Annotated in this window: 12 protein-coding genes and 2 tRNA genes; 8 read left to right on the top strand and 6 right to left on the bottom strand. The window is 34.2% G+C overall.

The window, feature by feature from the left end:
* Positions 1-14: 14 nt before the first annotated feature.
* From proS to rpsT, 4 genes are all read left to right on the top strand, one after another.
* On the top strand, positions 15-1,493 hold the full coding sequence (proS, locus tag ACFFLS_RS23430; RefSeq protein ID WP_379682987.1) for a proline--tRNA ligase: 1,479 nt from the start codon (positions 15-17) through the stop codon (positions 1,491-1,493).
* 81 nt (positions 1,494-1,574) lie between these two features.
* Positions 1,575-1,646, top strand: a tRNA-Glu gene (locus ACFFLS_RS23435).
* Positions 1,647-1,691: 45 nt separating this feature from the next.
* Positions 1,692-1,763: transfer RNA gene (locus ACFFLS_RS23440), tRNA-Glu, on the top strand.
* A gap of 156 nt (positions 1,764-1,919) precedes the next feature.
* On the top strand, positions 1,920-2,171 hold the full coding sequence (gene rpsT / locus ACFFLS_RS23445; RefSeq protein ID WP_089052957.1) for a 30S ribosomal protein S20: 252 nt from the start codon (positions 1,920-1,922) through the stop codon (positions 2,169-2,171).
* A 151-nt stretch (positions 2,172-2,322) separates the two neighbouring features.
* On the opposite strand, the gene ACFFLS_RS23450 is transcribed toward rpsT, so the two are convergent.
* Both ACFFLS_RS23450 and ACFFLS_RS23455 read right to left on the bottom strand, forming a co-directional pair.
* Positions 2,323-2,733 (bottom strand): response regulator, encoded by a 411-nt coding sequence (locus ACFFLS_RS23450; protein ID WP_379682986.1) that lies wholly within the window; start codon positions 2,731-2,733, stop codon positions 2,323-2,325.
* A gap of 3 nt (positions 2,734-2,736) precedes the next feature.
* Positions 2,737-4,446 (bottom strand): PAS domain-containing sensor histidine kinase, encoded by a 1,710-nt coding sequence (locus ACFFLS_RS23455; protein ID WP_379682985.1) that lies wholly within the window; start codon positions 4,444-4,446, stop codon positions 2,737-2,739.
* A gap of 168 nt (positions 4,447-4,614) precedes the next feature.
* Between ACFFLS_RS23455 and typA the strand changes: the two genes are divergently transcribed.
* The gene (typA, locus tag ACFFLS_RS23460; RefSeq protein ID WP_379682984.1) at positions 4,615-6,411 is read left to right on the top strand and encodes a translational GTPase TypA; all 1,797 of its coding nucleotides are present in this window, start codon (positions 4,615-4,617) and stop codon (positions 6,409-6,411) included.
* A gap of 124 nt (positions 6,412-6,535) precedes the next feature.
* Here the strand turns inward: typA and ACFFLS_RS23465 are convergent, their stop codons facing one another.
* The 3 genes from ACFFLS_RS23465 to ACFFLS_RS23475 are packed head-to-tail and all read right to left on the bottom strand — an operon-like array spanning position 6,536 to position 10,652.
* Positions 6,536-8,887, bottom strand: a complete 2,352-nt coding sequence (locus tag ACFFLS_RS23465; RefSeq protein WP_379682983.1) for a T9SS type B sorting domain-containing protein — start codon at positions 8,885-8,887, stop codon at positions 6,536-6,538.
* A gap of 13 nt (positions 8,888-8,900) precedes the next feature.
* Positions 8,901-9,737: an ABC transporter permease gene (locus ACFFLS_RS23470; protein WP_379682982.1), complete on the bottom strand. Its 837-nt coding sequence runs from the start codon at positions 9,735-9,737 to the stop codon at positions 8,901-8,903.
* A gap of 3 nt (positions 9,738-9,740) precedes the next feature.
* Positions 9,741-10,652: an ABC transporter ATP-binding protein gene (locus tag ACFFLS_RS23475; protein ID WP_379682981.1), complete on the bottom strand. Its 912-nt coding sequence runs from the start codon at positions 10,650-10,652 to the stop codon at positions 9,741-9,743.
* Positions 10,653-10,760: 108 nt separating this feature from the next.
* On the opposite strand from ACFFLS_RS23475, the gene ACFFLS_RS23480 reads away from it, so the two are divergent.
* Both ACFFLS_RS23480 and ACFFLS_RS23485 read left to right on the top strand, forming a co-directional pair.
* Positions 10,761-11,813, top strand: a complete 1,053-nt coding sequence (locus ACFFLS_RS23480) for a hypothetical protein (RefSeq protein WP_379689677.1) — start codon at positions 10,761-10,763, stop codon at positions 11,811-11,813.
* A gap of 83 nt (positions 11,814-11,896) precedes the next feature.
* Positions 11,897-12,763 (top strand): YjiK family protein, encoded by an 867-nt coding sequence (locus ACFFLS_RS23485; RefSeq protein WP_379682980.1) that lies wholly within the window; start codon positions 11,897-11,899, stop codon positions 12,761-12,763.
* Between the two features lie 127 nt (positions 12,764-12,890).
* Here the strand turns inward: ACFFLS_RS23485 and ACFFLS_RS23490 are convergent, their stop codons facing one another.
* Positions 12,891-16,622: a metallophosphoesterase gene (locus tag ACFFLS_RS23490; protein WP_379682979.1), complete on the bottom strand. Its 3,732-nt coding sequence runs from the start codon at positions 16,620-16,622 to the stop codon at positions 12,891-12,893.
* A 26-nt stretch (positions 16,623-16,648) separates the two neighbouring features.
* On the opposite strand from ACFFLS_RS23490, the gene ACFFLS_RS23495 reads away from it, so the two are divergent.
* A complete protein-coding gene (locus ACFFLS_RS23495; protein ID WP_379682978.1) occupies positions 16,649-17,833 on the top strand; it encodes a Pycsar system effector family protein in 1,185 nt (394 codons plus the stop codon).
* Positions 17,834-17,847: the final 14 nt, after the last annotated feature.

The raw sequence follows: 17,847 nt of genomic DNA on the forward strand, positions 1-17,847 counted from the left end.
CCAAACTATATAATATGAGTAAGAACCTTACTACTAGATCAGAAGATTATTCTAAATGGTATAATGAACTGGTTGTCAAAGCAGATTTAGCTGAAAATTCGGGAGTTAGAGGGTGTATGGTGATCAAGCCTTACGGATATGCTATTTGGGAAAAAATGCAGGCTGAGTTGGATAGAATGTTTAAAGAAACAGGGCATCAGAATGCTTATTTTCCTTTGTTTGTTCCGAAAAGCATGTTTGAAGCTGAGGAAAAAAATGCTGAGGGATTTGCAAAAGAATGTGCTGTCGTAACACATTATAGATTAAAAAATGATGAAAGCAGGCCAGGAAAACTTATGGTGGATCCAGAGGCTAAGTTAGAAGAAGAACTTATTGTGCGTCCAACTAGTGAGGCAATTATTTGGTCTACTTATAAAGGTTGGGTGCAGTCTTATCGTGATTTGCCTTTGTTGATTAATCAGTGGGCAAATGTGGTGCGTTGGGAAATGCGTACGCGTTTGTTTTTAAGAACTGCTGAGTTTTTATGGCAGGAAGGCCATACAGCGCATGCTACAAAAGCGGAGGCTTTGGAGGAATCTGAAAAAATGATGAATGTTTATGCTGATTTTGCACAGAATTTTATGGCGATTCCGGTGGTGAGAGGTTTTAAGACCGAATCAGAACGTTTTGCAGGTGCAGATGAAACTTATTGTATTGAGGCTTTAATGCAAGATGGAAAAGCACTTCAGGCTGGAACATCTCACTTTTTAGGGCAGAATTTCGCTCAGGCGTTTGATGTGAAATTTGCAAATGCTGAAGGTAAACAGGAACACGTTTGGGGAACATCATGGGGGGTTTCGACTAGATTGATGGGGGCTTTGATTATGACGCACTCTGATGATCAAGGACTAGTGTTGCCTCCAAATTTGGCTCCAATACAAGTTGTTATTGTTCCGATTTACAAAACGGATGAACAATTGGCTCAAATAAGTGAAGCTGCAAGTGTTTTGACTGCTAAATTGAGAAAATTAAGAATTACAGTTAAGTTTGATGACAGAACAACTCAAAAGCCAGGATTTAAATTTGCAGAATGGGAATTGAAAGGTGTCCCGGTTCGAATTGCAGTTGGGCCAAAAGATCTAGAAAATGGAACTTTTGAGGTTGCAAGACGCGATACTTTGTCAAAAGAAACGGTTTCTGCAGACGGAATCGAAAATTATATAAATGACTTATTAGAGCAAATTCAAAATGATTTGTTTGCTAAAGCTTTAAATTATCGCGATACTCATATTACGCAAGTGAATAATTTTGAGGAATTTAAAGAAGTTTTAAACGGTAAAGGTGGTTTTGTTTCTGCTCATTGGGACGGAACCGCAGAGACTGAAGAAAAAATAAAAGACTTAACAAAAGCTACGATTCGTTGTATTCCTTTGGATGCTGTCGAAGAAGCGGGAACCTGTGTATTTACTGGGAATCCGTCTTCGAAAAGGGTGCTGTTTGCTAAGGCATATTAAAAAAAGTGTATTTTTTTTGTGTTTGCTATTGTACAAATAAAAAATAGATGTATCTTTGCATCCGCATTAGAAAAGCACCATGGTCCGTTCGTCTATCGGTTAGGACGCCAGGTTTTCATCCTGGTAAGGGGGGTTCGATTCCCCCACGGACTACAAGTTATATTACATATTGAAAATTTCCAAACTTAGGAGAATTAAGGTCCGTTCGTCTAGGGGTTAGGACGCCAGGTTTTCATCCTGGTAACAGGGGTTCGATTCCCCTACGGACTACAAAAAATTAGTTGTAAATTAGTTTTATAAAATAAAAATTGGTGTCTCGGTTTTTATTTTATTAGTTAAAACCAAAGTGATTGTTTTGACAATTGTGGGAGGTTTTTCTTTTTTAACTAGTATTTATAATAATTATTACATCTAAAATTAAAAGAAATGGCAAATCATAAGTCAGCATTAAAAAGAATCAGAAGCAACGAAAAGAGAAGAGTTCTTAACAGATATCAGCATAAAACTACTCGTAATGCTATTAAAGCGTTAAGATTAGCTACTGATAAATCTGATGCAACGGCAAAATTATCAACTGTAATTTCTATGATTGATAAATTAGCTAAAAAGAACATCATTCATGATAATAAAGCTTCTAACTTGAAGTCTAAATTAACTAAACATGTTGCTAAATTGTAATTAATACAATTTATTAGATATAATAAATCCTCTTTTTAAGAGGATTTTTTTTTGTCTTGAATCTAAAGAAATTCAAATAGAAAAAATAAATTCCAAATGCCAACAGTTGTGTAAATTGGAATTTGGAATTTTAAAATTGAATTTTATAAATTTATTGTAAACCAATTTTCTTTTTAAGGTATTCTAGCATTGCCTGTGTAATAGGTTTGGAGAGAAAATCTATAATGATGGGGTATTTTTTTGCTTTTGCTAAGTCATCGGGGTCAATGGTAGAAGACAATACAATGACGCTTGCTTTATTGAAGTCTGAATAAGCAGAAGAGGTGAAATGATCAAGAAATTCCCATCCGCCCATTATTGGCATGTTGAGATCTAAAAAAATAAGCTCAGGCTTAATGTTGCTTTTTGTATTGGCATATTTTAAAGTGTTGAAGTAATGCAGTGCTTCTTCTCCATTTTGTGCAGTAATTATCTCATTCGAAAATGATGATCTGGCTATTACTTTTTTGCATAACATTAATGTGATTGGATCATCATCAATACATAAAATCTGCTCAAGCATAATTTAGTTTTTAAATGTTATTGTAAATGTAGTCCCTTTGTTGACTTCGCTGTCAATACTTATCGTCCCGCCCATAGTTTCGACCTGAGACTTAACAAGGTACAGTCCGAGTCCTTTGCTGTCGGGATAATTATGGAATCTTTGATAAAGTCCGAAAATTTTATCCCGGTTTCGTTCTAAGTCAATTCCGATTCCGTTGTCTTTAAAGCTTAATATTGTTTTATTTTCAATTTGTTCTGCAATTATAGAGATTTTTAGTTTTCTATTTTCAGATTTATACTTTATAGAATTAGTAAGCAAATTAAGCAGAATGCTTTCAAGATATGCTTTGTTCGTGATAATTTGCGGAACTTTGTCAAATTTAAGCTTTATAATTGGCTTATGAAGTTCAATTTGAAAAGAAAGCTGACTGAATACGTTTTCAAAGACTTCCTGCAAAGAAACCTCTTCTTTCTGCATCGAAGGATTGTCTTTGATGATGATAACTTTTACAAGATCATTAATGGTTTCATTTAATAAATGTGTCGATTTGGTAAAGCCTGCCAGTATTTCCTCAAGTTCTTCATTTTCGATTGGAAGATCTTCAATAAGATTTAGAAGGCCAATCAAATTAGACAACGGCGCGCGTAAATTGTGTGATGTGATGTAAGAAAACTGTTTTAAATCCTTGTTGTTCTGGGTTAATTCTCTGATTAGATGCTCTTTTTCTGTCTCCATTTTTTTTTCATCCGTAATATCCCTTTGGATTGAAATCCAATGTGAGATAACGCCTTCATTGTTGAAAATTGGAATCATTGAAAATCTTACCCAGTATTCTTCTTGTGTTTTAGTGTATGTTATGGTTTCTATTACACATTCTTCTTCGTTCTTAATAGCTCTGAGAAGTTTTTTTAATTCTTCAGAGTCGGATTTTGGTCCTTTAAATATATTTGTTGATTTTCCGATTATTTCATGTGATCGATATCCTGACATTTGAGAAAAGGCAGGATTGACATAGACAATTTTAGGAATTTTGCGATCAAGAGAATTTGCTTCTGTGATTAAAATAGAATCTTTTGATTGTGTAATTACTGTTTCTAAAAGTTTTAAACGTTGCTCTTCTTCTTTTTGTTTAGTAATATCTTGTATTGCACCAATCATTCTGGTTGCTTTTCCGTTTTCATCCTTTAATAAAAAGCCTCTGTCTAAGACATATTTATAAGTTCCGTCGGCACATCTAAAACGGTATTGATCTTGCCATTTTTCAGTTTTCTGTTCAATAAAAGAATATAATTTTATTGACATTCGAATACTGTCTTCAGGATGAATTTTGTCAAACCACCACTTAGAGCTTTTTCCAACATCTTCTGGATTGTATCCAAAAACACTTTCAATTCCTTTGTTCCAGTTTATGCTGTCTTCCTGAATTTTCCAGTCCCAAATCGTGTCGCTTGTTGCTTTTGCTACAATGTCATACTTCTCGTTTGATTCCTTTATTTCTTCGTTGGTCTGGTTTAGTTTTTCAAAAACAGTATTGTTTCGGTTTTCATTTTTGGAAAGAATGTATCTAAAAACCAATCCAGTTGCAAGAATAAAAAAAATGTCTTTTACTAGTGAGAGCGAAAGATATTGTAGGCCTGAAAAGTAAAGAGCAAATAATTTATGACATGTTACAGCCACGATTATTGAGATGCTGATATAGATTAGAGTAATTTTAAGGGTTTTACTTTTCATTACTTCAAATATAGTTAAATTAACTATAACTAAACATATGTTAATATTATTTTGGAGCCGATATTTTGGCGTTTCATATTAACTAATTGATTGTATATACGCAAACTATGATAGAAACGTTTTTTTTTAGAAAATAAAGTGTACCTTTGCGCCCATTAAAAATCACAGATGGAATCTATTAGAAACATTGCAATTATTGCCCACGTCGATCACGGTAAAACAACTTTGGTTGATAAAATTATGTATCACTGTCAGTTATTTCGTGAAAACGAAAACACAGGTGATTTAATCTTAGATAATAACGATTTAGAGCGTGAGAGAGGTATTACAATTACTTCTAAAAACGTATCAGTTCAATATAAAGGAACAAAAATCAATATTATTGACACTCCTGGCCACGCGGATTTTGGAGGTGAAGTTGAACGTGTATTGAACATGGCCGATGGTGTATGCTTGCTAGTAGATGCTTTTGAAGGACCAATGCCACAAACGCGTTTTGTATTGCAAAAAGCGATTGACTTAGGTCTTAAGCCTTGTGTAGTTATTAACAAAGTGGATAAAGAAAACTGTACTCCTGAAGAAGTTCATGAAAAAGTTTTTGACTTAATGTTTGAATTAGGTGCTGAAGAATGGCAGTTAGATTTTCCTACTGTTTATGGTTCTGCTAAAAACAATTGGATGTCTGATCATTGGGAAAACGTAACTGATAATGTTGAAGCATTATTAGATATGGTTGTTGAAAATGTACCAGCTCCTAAAGTATCAGAAGGAAATCCTCAAATGTTGATTACATCTTTAGATTTCTCTGCTTTTACAGGACGTATTGCTATTGGTCGTTTAGAAAGAGGTATCTTGAAAGAAGGAATGCCAATTTCTTTGGTAAAAAGAGATGGTTCGGTAACAAAATCTAGAATTAAAGAGTTACACACTTTCGAAGGTCTTGGACGTAAAAAAGTAACAGAAGTAATTGCTGGAGATATTTGTGCAGTTGTTGGTATTGAAGGTTTTGAAATTGGAGATACTATTTCTGATGCTGAAAATCCAGAAGGTTTAGCTTCTATTGCTATCGATGAGCCAACAATGAGTATGTTGTTTACTATTAATGATTCTCCTTTCTTTGGTAAAGAAGGTAAGTTTGTAACTTCTCGCCATATTAGAGAGCGTTTGACAAAAGAATTAGAGAAAAACTTAGCTATGAAGTTAGGTGAAACTGATTCTGCTGATAAATTCATGGTTTTTGGTCGTGGAGTACTTCATTTATCCGTTCTTATTGAAACAATGAGAAGAGAAGGTTACGAACTTCAAATTGGACAACCACAAGTTATCATTAAGGAAATTGATGGTAAAAAATGTGAACCAATCGAGGAATTAACAATCGACTTACCGGAAAATCTTTCAGGTAGAGCAGTTGAATTCGTTACACTTCGTAAAGGTGAAATGTTGAGCATGGAAACAAAAGGAGAACGTATGATTATTAAATTTAATATTCCATCTCGTGGAATTATTGGATTACGTAACCAATTGCTTACTGCAACAGCTGGTGAGGCTATTATGTCACACCGTTTTATTGGATATGAGCCATTCAAAGGGGAAATTGCTGGACGTAACAAAGGTTCTCTGATTTCTATGGAGAAAGGAAAAGCCATTCCTTATTCTATCGATAAATTACAAGATCGTGGTAAGTTTTTCGTTGAGCCAAATGCTGAAATTTACGAAGGTCAAGTAATTGGAGAAAACTCTCGTAGTGATGATATGTGTGTAAACGTAACGAAAGAGAAAAAGCAATCTAACGTTCGTTCTTCTGGAGCTGATGAAAAAGCGAGAATTATTCCACCAATTATTTTCTCTCTTGAAGAGGCTTTAGAATATATTCAAAAAGATGAATATGTAGAGGTAACTCCAAAATCTATTCGTTTGAGAAAAATTTATTTGACAGAAACTGATAGAAAAAGATTTAAAATCTAATTCGTTTTAAATTTCAATATAGAAATCCCAAATTCCGATTAGGAGTTTGGGTTTTTTTTAGTGTTTTTTAATTTGGTATTTGGTATTTGGAATTTGTTTTTTTTTAATTTGGAATTTTAAAGTTTTATCTTTTTAAGCTAAAATGTCCTCTTGTACTTTTACCATCGATAAACAATAAAGTAAACCAATAATCACCCGCAGGTACTTGTTGGCCATTAAAAAAACCGTTCCAGCCCGCACTGTTCTGATTCATTTGTTTTATCAATTTCCCGTAACGGTCAAAAATTGAAATGGTATAATCAGGCATTTGGTCAATGTTTTTTATCGCCCACAAATCATTATAATTGTCTCCGTTTGGTGTAAAAAATCTAGGATAATCTAAGACATATATTAAGAAAGAATTCGACAAGCCACAACCGTTTTTGTCTCTTGCAACAGCTCGATAAACTCCTGGCACAACAGAACTAAATAAAGCAGAGTTTTGAAAATCAGAATTGTTTAGGGAGAATTCATAATCGCCATTTCCAGTATATTCTACCAATATAGAATTATCAATTCCAGAAAAGTCTTTCACCTGAGCGCCTGTTATAACTGCTGGCTCCGATGAGATTACGTTGAATTTTTTAGTTTTTTGACAATCATCTCCATTGGTGACGGTTACAGAATAATCTCCTCCAGCAGTAACAAGAATGGAATTTGAGGTGCTTCCATTTGACCATAAATAGCTTTTAAAGCCAGAAGCAACTTCAAGAGTTTCTTGATCTCCTTTGCATAAAAATACTTTTTCATCTTCAAAATTGGCAGGATCGAAAGTGTTTACGACCAATTCAATCGGAACAATATCATAACAGTCGGATCCGTTTACCGCTCTTGCGTAGATGGTCTGGAGATATGGAATGTTATTTTTGAAGATGTTTGGAAGCTTATTTACAGTCTGTACTGCATCTGAGGCTGTCAAATAATATTCTATTACCAAGCCAGATGGCAGGCCGCTCATGATTTGAGGCGTGACCTGAAGATTCAAATCAAATTGATACAAGCCGTCTTGTAAAACATCTTCATCGCAGGTTGCAATTGGAGCTTGATTCGGAATTACGTGATTTGAAATTTGAAGTGTGATTTGTGCCGTTTTATAACAATTAATGCTGTTTTCTATTCGAGCGAAAACAATCTGATTAGGCGTTTTGTTGGTATAATGTTGCGGATTTGCAATTGGGTTTGTTTTTGATTGGGCATTGGCCAATGATTCATAAAAACCTTGCAGTGAAATTTGTGAAACATTATTTTTTACAATATTTGTTGCCTTAGTTAAATCAAAAATGGTTATTCCATCGCTGTTGTCATCACATTGCAGGAATGTAGTGTCAGACGAGGCAATTTCAGGCATATATTCAATTGTAATTTCACCAATATTGATACAGGTTGTACTGCTTAAATTGGCTTCCACTTTATACGTTCCTGTAGCAGTAACACTGTATGAAGAACCTGTAGCTCCTGCAATCTGAACATAATTATTAGAACTGTCTTTTTTAAACCATTTGAAGGTATAAATAGCAGGGTCAAGTTTGGTGTCCAGCAAATAATTTTCTCCAAAACAGAGTGCGCTATTATTGGCAACGGTCTTGTTTTCTCCAAAATTGATATTGGTTACAAAACTTCCGCCTTCTATAAATACAGCCGAATTGTATTTACGTGTATCGTCATCGGCAATAACAAGTTTTAAATGGTATTTTTTTCCGGGTACCACAGCAGTATGCGCATTCATAACAACAGTCTGCCCCGCGTAATTAATGGGACTTGTTGCGGTATTGTATCCGTTGAAGTAATTTTCATTACTAGCATCGCAACCGTCTTTGACACTTCCAGAAACTATTACAGATTCTATTTTTGGATGTACAGTTGTAGCAGAAACCGCTGTTGTACTGTTGGGAAGGACTGCAAGATTTTTATATTCTTCTGTGCTGCCACTTTCTTTAATTAAAAAAGCAAAACCATCAGAATACAAACAAGGATAATACGATTGGTATTCGTTTGACGCAAAAATGTAATTGAAGCTTAACGAATTTGTCAATGCTGTAAAATCAAATTCTAAAACGGTAGCTTGTGTGCTGCTTGTTGTGTTTATAGCCTTGTTTAAGTCGACATCACCAGCCCAGCTTTCTATTTTTACACCTACAGAGGTGGCTTGATTAAAAGGACCTTCGGCATTTTTACTTGGTGATGTGGTTAAAACCACTCCGTTGGCAAACGGAAAAGTACTGCCCGCAGAACTAAATGCAGCATAACTCTGACCTGTAGCTGTTGGATTTCCTGTAGCATTTACGGTTTCGGTATCGATACATGAGCTGTTTATCAGAACATTTTTTACAAGCTCTACAGGTGTTTTAGTAGGATCAACAACAATATTTTGTGCTTTGATTTTATTACAAAAAAAGCACAACGTAAAAATTAATCCCAAAACTCTAAAACAGCTCATAGTATCAAATATACTACAAATCTCGATTCTTTAATAATTTGTAAGAAAAATAAATGAATAAAAAAGTCCAGATTAAAACGATAAAGCACGCTAAATAATCAACGCTGTATGCGCTGTCGGTTTCAATTCCGATTTGCTTGCCGATATTTTTTACAACGGATAATCTCGGAGCCGGATTAACAATTAAGTTCGACATGGCTTCTAAAGGAAAAAACTGTGCAACATATAAATCTGTATTGCTATTTGGGAAAACCTTAAAGGCTAGAAATGCTCTCATCATTCCTTCAAAAATGCTCCAAACTAATAAAAAGCCTAGTGCAAAAGCCGAACGTTTTACAAAAATTCCGAGAAATAAACAGAAAGAAAAGAAACCAACCAGTTTTATGAAAAATGCCAAGAGATAATCCAAATCCATGAAAATGACATCTATTTCAGTGTAGGAAGAAAAAGTCAATCCGAGAATCAAGCTCATTATAAAAACAAAAACTGTGGAGCAAAGTGAAAACAAAACAACAGTTAGGAATTTGGACAGGATGAACTCTTTTTTACTTAATCCATCAATTAGATTTTGTTTTAATGTTCCGTAACTGTATTCGTTGGCCATCATAGAAACAATTACAATTGCCAGAAAGAACTTTAGCCAAGCAGCAACGAAAGTATTAAAATGCCAGATAAACGGAAAGTTAAAGATTCCCATTTCTGCCAAATGAAATTTGAAGGGACCTATATCAAATTTTATTGCAGCTATTAATGCTATGAATGAGAGTAATATAAAATAAATAAGAGTAAGGATTCGACTGGCTTTATTCATCCAGATTTTTTGCAATTCTATAGAGAGAAGTCTTTTCATGGTTTAGTTTTTTTGAATGGCTGCGTTTTTGGTTAATTCTAAAAATTGCGCTTCTAGGCTGTTTTTGCGTTTTACCAAATGACTTAAAGCGATGTTTTTAGAAAATAAATACAAGTTTAATTCTGAAGCTGATAAATCGGATTGCAGGTAAACTAAGATTTTCCCATCTTCTTCAGTCGTTTTTGCTACAGCTGGATGTTGTTCTATAACCGATTTTAATGCCTGATTATCATTTGCCTGAAGTTCAAAAAAGCTTTCATTAGAAGACATTCCGTCAACAGAACCCGAATACAAGATTTCGCCTTTTCGTAAAACAATTACCTGCGAACATACTTTTTCTACTTCATCTAATAAATGAGAAGCCAATAAAATAGTCGTTCCTTGTGAGGCAATTTTCTTGATAATGTCACGAATCTGATGAATTCCCTGAGGATCTAATCCGTTGGTAGGCTCATCCAGAATCAAAATCTCCGGATCATTCAAAAGTGCCGATGCAATTGCCAAGCGCTGTTTCATTCCTAGAGAAAAAGTACTGAATTTACTCATCTTTCTCTCAATCAAACCCACAAGTTCAAGCTTTTCATTTACTTTAGAGTAATTTATGTTTTTGATTTTGCAAACCAGTTTCAGATTTTCTTCTGCCGTCATGTAAGGATAAAAATTGGGTCTTTCGATAATGGCTCCAACTTTTTTTAAGGCGTCGTGTGTTTGCATTTTTCCATCAAACCAACTGTAATTTCCGGAAGATTTGTTCACAACATTTAAAACAATTCCCAAAGTGGTTGATTTTCCGCTGCCGTTCGGCCCAAGAATACCGTAGACGTGTCCTTTTTGTACTCTAAACGATACATCTTTTAAAGCCTGAATCCGGCCGTATCTTTTACTTAAATTTTCAATGGTTAAAATGGTTTCCAAATTTTTTCTGGTTTTAGTTTTTTAATAGGACGAGCCAATTCGATTTTTGTTACTTTAAATTCTAACATTCAATCGTATTGATGTAAATTTGTATTAAAGATATTCAAAATGAGCGAACCTTTAATGGTTTTAAAAAAACCGTCGTATCCTTTAACACAGCCTCTTTTAAGTTATTTGGAGCGTTATGAACGCATTTCAAAAGTTTCTGTGTTTTATGATGATTTGCTTCGCTTTTCGGGTTCAATAAATGTTTTTGATAAGCATGACAACGATACGCTTTGGATTCGGGTTTATTACAATGAATTTGAGCGAAATGAAATCGATTTAAATTTAAAAAGAATTTATTCGCTTCTGCATTCTGACGGAAATAGCGAAATTATTCAGTTTCTCAACATCGATGCGATTGATTATTGTACTTTCGGAAATTCGAAACCTTTCAGAATAAAAGTCCGAAATATTCTAAACGATAACTATGTTCATTTTTACATCAAAAAAGCAGATGCTTCGCGAATTTATGGTTTAGAGTTAGAAGATATTCTTTCGCCAGATAAAATCAATTTTTTGGTTTATAAAGATACTTTGATTGAAGAGCATATTATCGGAATTCCGGGCGACGTTTTTATGGATACGCTTCTCGTTTCTTGTACAGAAATGGAAAAAGCTCAGATTGCAAAAGAGTTTGTTAAGTTTAACGAGCGCTGTATGATTCGTCTTTTGGGAGATATGCGAGCTTACAATTATGTAATTGTTCCGATTCACGATTTTGATCAGGTGGTGTATAAAATTCGTCCGATTGATTTTGACCAGCAATGTTACGAAGGAAATTTTAAAGTTTATCGCCCACAGTTTTTTAAGGAAAATTTTCCGATGATTCAATTGATAAAAGAAAAATTGGAGGAACGTTCTATTATTCAGTACAAAGATGAAGAAAGGGCAATTCTAGCCAAACGTATTCATTCTGCCGAAAATAGAATAAAAAAACTGCTGAATATTATGTGCCACGATACCATCTCGACAGAAGAGCATTTGCTGCAGCTAAAAATGGAATTGTATCGTTATACAAATGATATGAAATTCAAAAATGCAAAATCGATGGGACACATCATGCACGCCGCATTTGAGTTTATTACCCGTAATTTTAAGAATACTAATCTAGTTTAAAGTTTTAGCTACACATTCACAGATTTAAAAGATTTTTTAATAATTGTAATCCTTTTAATCTGTGGCAAAATAAAAATAGTATCATGAAAAAATCTTTTTTAATAGCCGTTTCGATAGTTTTATTGGCTTGCCAAACGCAATCTGGTTCTGATTTAAAAGAACTTTATTCGCTTCCAAAAAAATTAAAGGAAGTTTCAGGAATTACTTATTTTCCTGACACCAACACTATTTATACGCTAGAAGATAGTGGAAATAAAAACGCTATTTATGCTATTGATGCTAAAGGTAAAATAGCCAAAACAATTACAATTGCAAATGCCGTAAACGTTGACTGGGAAGATATTACAAAAGATAAAGCCGGAAATATTTATATTGGTGATTTTGGAAATAACGATAACGAACGCAAGGATTTGTGTATTTATAAAGTGGCCAAAAATCAGTTGAATAAAGATCAGGCTTCTGCAGAATACAAAGTTTCGTTTTCATATCCGGAACAAACTGAATTTCCTCCAAAGAAAAAAGAAATGTTCTATGATGTTGAAGGTTTCTTTGAACAAAATGGTTACTTCTATCTTTTTACCAAAAATCGAAGCAAAGGTTTTGATGGAACCGCTTTTATCTACAAAATCAAAAATGCTTCTGGAAAGCAAAATGCAGTTAGAATAGGAGAATTTAAAACCTGCAATAATTACAATCATTGTGTTTTAACAAGCGCCACAATTAGTCCTGATGGTAAAAAAGTAGCTTTGTTAAGTCATGACAAAGTGCTTTTGTTTAAAGATTTTAAAGGAGATTTATTCCACAAAGGAACTCATACCCAAATAGAATTAAATCATTTTTCTCAAAAAGAAGCCATCGTTTTTAAAGACAACAACACCCTGCTGATTGCCGACGAAAAAACAAACAAAGTAGGAGGAAACGTGTATGAATTTAAACTTGAAAACCACTAAGATTTAAGTTGCTAAGAAAAAAAGTTAGCCACGAATTACACTAATTTCTACGAATTATATTAAAATAAAATTAGTGTAAATTAGTGAAATTCGTGGCTAAAAAAACTTTGTTACTTTGAGCCTTCAGCTAGAAGCTGTAAGCCGCTCCAAAAATAACCCTTCCAATTTCGTCAGGAGATTTGAAGTATGAAATCCTCGCTGTAATTATATTGATTGCATTCAGCCACAGACCGCCTCCATAATCCTGATGCCATTTTCTTGAATTTTCACCGTCAAGCCAAATCCTTCCATAGTCAAAACCTCCTAGAATTCCGTAGGTGAGGGGAGCAATTGTTTTTTGTATTTTTCCAAGGCTCAGGCGCAAATCAGAACTTTGAGAAAAATAAGAGTTTCCTAAAAAACGTTCGTTTCTGTAACCTCTCAAATCGGTATCACCTCCTAAAGTTGCACCTTGATAAAATTCATAATTGTTGTTTAAGATTGCTTTTCCTTTTAGATAAGTGGCCAAAACAAGTTTTCCGTTATGATCAAGTTTATGCGTGAAACCTAAGATACTTTCCAGAGTCGGAAAGTTTTTCTTGGTGTTTTCAAGATTTGCAGTCCAAGTTCCAGAAATCATAAAATACATTCCCAAAGTTGGTTTTGCTGCAAAATCAGAATTTTTGAACTGATATTTAACCTTTAAGCTTCCAAAATTCTGACTTTCAAAAATGTCTGGATTTACAACATTTGTAAGATCTATATATCTGTTTTCAGTTCGTTCTACTGTCATTCTCTGAAAAATAGGCTGAATGCTGAATTCGCTTCCATATCTGCCTACATGTCTGATGGCTCCCGAAGCATTAAATTTTCTGATACGGACGCGATTGTAATCTAGACTTAGGTCGTTTTCATATGGTGTTTCATTTCCATAACCAAAATAATTCATCGCAAAATTTGGAGTTGTATATAACGATTCTACATCGATTACCCACTTTCCTAATAATCCTGGGAAATGTGCTGCGTAATTAAATTCTAGACCACCTGTCGCAAAATAATAAAAAGCATTAAAAATATGTCTTTGCGTATAAGGATTCTGTTTGAAATTATTGACGGTATAATTAAGGTTAATACCCACTTTTACGCCATCATCAGGATTAAATCCGATGTTCGGAAGTCCTGAGATTACATTGTATTTTGGTTTTTCATAATTGTATAAGTTAACATCATAATCGTCTGTTAACTGTGTTTGAGTTTTAGAATCTAAATTATAGGTGTTTTCTTTTGATTTGAAATCATAAACAATAACCTTTTTTCCATTTTCGATATTGTAGGTGTCGTTGTTCTGCCCACCGATTAAACGAATTTTAATTTTCGATTTCTCATTACCTTTTACTTCAAAAATATCATTATCATCTAAACCGTAAATCCATAGATTTTTGGTTTTAGAATCGTTGACATTTTTCGTGTACACCAATTCGTCTCCTTCTTTTTTCACTCGATAAACCTGAATTTCGATATTTTTTCTTGCCTTATGATTCAGAACAAATTTGTCTTTTTTATCGGTTCCCGCAATCATAACGGTTTTGCTCAAAATATCAGAATACTCTTTGGCATATTTCTGCAGGTCTTTTTTTCTGTTTTTCAGTTTTCGCTTAATCTCCTCAACAGTCTCGTCCTGTACTTCTTTCGGCATCTTTTTAAAAGCCTGATCGATATCCTCGTCTTTTAGATTTTCTTGGATGTATTTTGCCTGTTCTAGCCAATCTTTCTCTTCAGCAGTTTTTAAGAATGCTAGATCCATAGGATAAGGTTCTCGGCTGAGCCATTTCACATTTCCAATTTTATCCTTAAAAGTACGCATATGACGTAAAGCTGGAATATTCATTAAAATAGACAATAAAGCCCCGTCATATTTAACAAATGCCTGATCACGGTCACGCGGAATAGGTTTATAAATTACCTTTCCGTCTTTTTTAAATTCAGCCCAGCGCCATTGATCGCTGTGTCTGTCCCAGTCACCGATTAGTATATCAAACAAACGCGCTTTTATATATTCTTTTTCATCGACAACATATTTTTCATCTTTATGAAGATTTGCCATCATGTCATCAGTACCAATTATATTAGTTGGATTTCCAAAGTTTTTTCCGTCAAGATGATTATCGGCAGGTCTTTCTTCAACCATATATAGCTGATCTCCGAAACCGGAATTAAATTCTCCCAAACCATTTTGTTTTGGAATATAATATAAAATCGGATTAGTGTGTGCCAAACCAATCTTATCCGACATGCTTCCCGTTACAAAAGGTGCATACGGATGCGAGGTAGTATAAAAATCATATAAAAAATCTTCGGTATAGGTTTTCTGAAAATCATTTACAACGTATTGATCTTTAAAGGCAACCGACTGTAAAAACACAGAAGCGCTTTTTTTCATGCCACGCATCACAAACTCTCGCCCTTTTGGATCTGACATTCGTAAGGAAACTGACTGATGTCCGCCGCCTTCGCGAATAGGTTTCAAACCACCTTTTAGAGTGTCTACAGTAGCAGTTTGAACCTCGATTGGCATGCTGTAATATTTTCTGTAATGTTGCCCGAATAAAAATTTATGAAACAAACTTTTATCGGTCATTTTTGAAGAATAAATTGAAGTCGTGGTTTTTGGCGGAAAATTATTTGAAGTTGAAGGCGCCCAGTTAATTTCTTTAGCCTTAATGATTTCGCGCTCAAAAAGCATTTTTTCTTTATTTTCTACATTTCCGTAAAAATTTACTTTGGCATCACCGCTTTTATACATGGTTAAAGTAGCATAGCCATTTCCGCCATACGAAAAATCAAACGGATTAATAGCTCTCGCGGCTTCAGATTTTGATCCCGCACCGCTGATAATCTGCTGAATGTTTTCTTTGCTGATGTATTGTAAATTGTGATCATGACCCGAAACTACAATCACGTTTTTTTGTTTCTGCAGCAACGTTTTGATTCGCTTAGCATAAATTGTATATTGTTTATTTTGAATGTCTTGTGGACTTATTCCAGAGGTTTTTCGAAGCAGATTAATAAAAGATCCGATAACCGGAAGAGGGATTTTTTTCTCCAGTGGAAACAATTGTTTTTCTAATGAAAACTGTCCGCCATGGGTTCCGTTGCTTAATAAAGGATGGTGAATTGCAAGAACAACTGTTTTCTCTTGGTTTTTGTTTAAAAGACTTTCTAATTCTTCGTAAAACTGTTCTTTAGTTTTAATTTCACAATTGTCATTCATAGTTGGATGATCATCCCAATCTTCGAGAAACCATTCACTATCAACGGCTATTAACGTCGTAGTGCTATCAATTTTAACATCTTCAATCGGGCAGGATTTTCTTGGCAGAAAAGCTTTTTTATCATTTAAATAATTAGTTACAAAACTGGCTTGATTTTCTAATCCTTTTATGCCGCTGTACCAATCATGATTCCCCGGAATTACAATTGTTTTTCCTTTAAAACCTTCTGCAAGTTTTAATTGATTCTTCAATTTTGTTTCGGCTAAAGCCTTATCTGCATTTTTCTTTTCTGCAGGGAAACCTTTAGGATAAATGTTGTCACCCAAAAATAAAAGGGTAGATTTTTTGCTGGCTTTTTGCAACCTTTGATGCAAAAGTTCCAGTGTTTTTTGTGCCTGATCTTCGTCGGCATTTCCGGCATCACCGACAAGATAAAAAGTATGCGCAATTTTTATGCTGTCAGTTGCGTTTTCATTTTCGTTCGCGCTTACATTTTTTCCGTATTGTGGTTTATTGGTAGCACATGAAAAAACAAGAAAAAGTATAATGACAGCTGTGGCGCCGGTTTTAATTTTCGCAATAAAATGATTATCCAAAAACAATTTCATAATTTAGTGGTATAAAAATATTCTTTATGAATCTAATAGAACAATCCGAGGATTTCGTCAGTAATTTACTCAAAGATAAACTTTCTAATTTATATTCTTATCATAATTTTAACCATACTTTAACTGTAGTTACAGCGGTAAAAGAGCTGTGTAAAAAAGAGGATGTTGAGGGAGGTGATAAGGAGGCGCTTTTGACGGCCGCTTGGTTCCATGACACTGGTTATATTGAGGGTTATCAACATCATGAAGAAGAAAGTGTAAAAATTGCCGACAAATTTTTGAGAGAAAAAGGGAAGTCAGAAGAATTTATTTCTCTTGTTTCTAGTCTGATTCTGGCTACTGCCAAAGAATACCAGCCGAAAACACATCTTGAAAAAATCATTAAAGATGCAGATTATGCCCATTTGATGGGAACAGAATATGTAACAACCTGCGAATTACTCCGTTTAGAATTAAAAAATACTGGACTTGCCAGCTTTACAAATGCAGAATGGACAAAAGAAAACCTGAATTTTTTACTCAACAAACATCGTTTTTATACCGATTATGCGCTGCGAAAATGGCAGCCACTGAAAGAAAAAAACCTACTTCTAATTCAGAAAAAAATTAATAAGCAGCAATTAAAAGCCGCAACCGCTATTGATGAAGAAAACAGCAAAAAGGATAAAAGCGACAAAACAGAACGCGGTGTTGATACTTTATTTCGTGTTACGCTTGGAAATCATACTCGATTAAGCGGTATTGCAGACAGTAAAGCCAATATTTTGTTGTCAGTAAATGCGATTATTATCTCAATTGCATTATCGTCGATTATTCCGAAATTAGACAGTCCAAAAAATGCGCATTTGGTGGTTCCGACTTTTATTATGCTGATGTCGAGCGTTATCACGATTATTTTTGCTATTCTTTCAACCAGACCAAAAGTCACTTCTGGTTTTTTTACAAGGGGAGATGTAGAAGCTAAAAAAGTGAATTTAATGTTTTTTGGAAATTTCTATAAAATGCCTCTCGAAGATTATGATTGGGCAATGAATGAAATGATGAAAGACCGCGATTATTTGTATTCGACAATGATCAAAGATTTGTATTATCTTGGATTGGTTTTACAACGAAAATACAATCTGCTCCGTATAGCCTATAACTTTTTTATGGTTGGAATTATTATAACCGTAATATCCTTTGTGATTGCTTTTAAGGGAGTTACGCTTTAAAAGAAAAAATAAAG

It is taken from the genome of Flavobacterium procerum, assembly GCF_042431625.1.
Taxonomy (GTDB): domain Bacteria; phylum Bacteroidota; class Bacteroidia; order Flavobacteriales; family Flavobacteriaceae; genus Flavobacterium; species Flavobacterium procerum.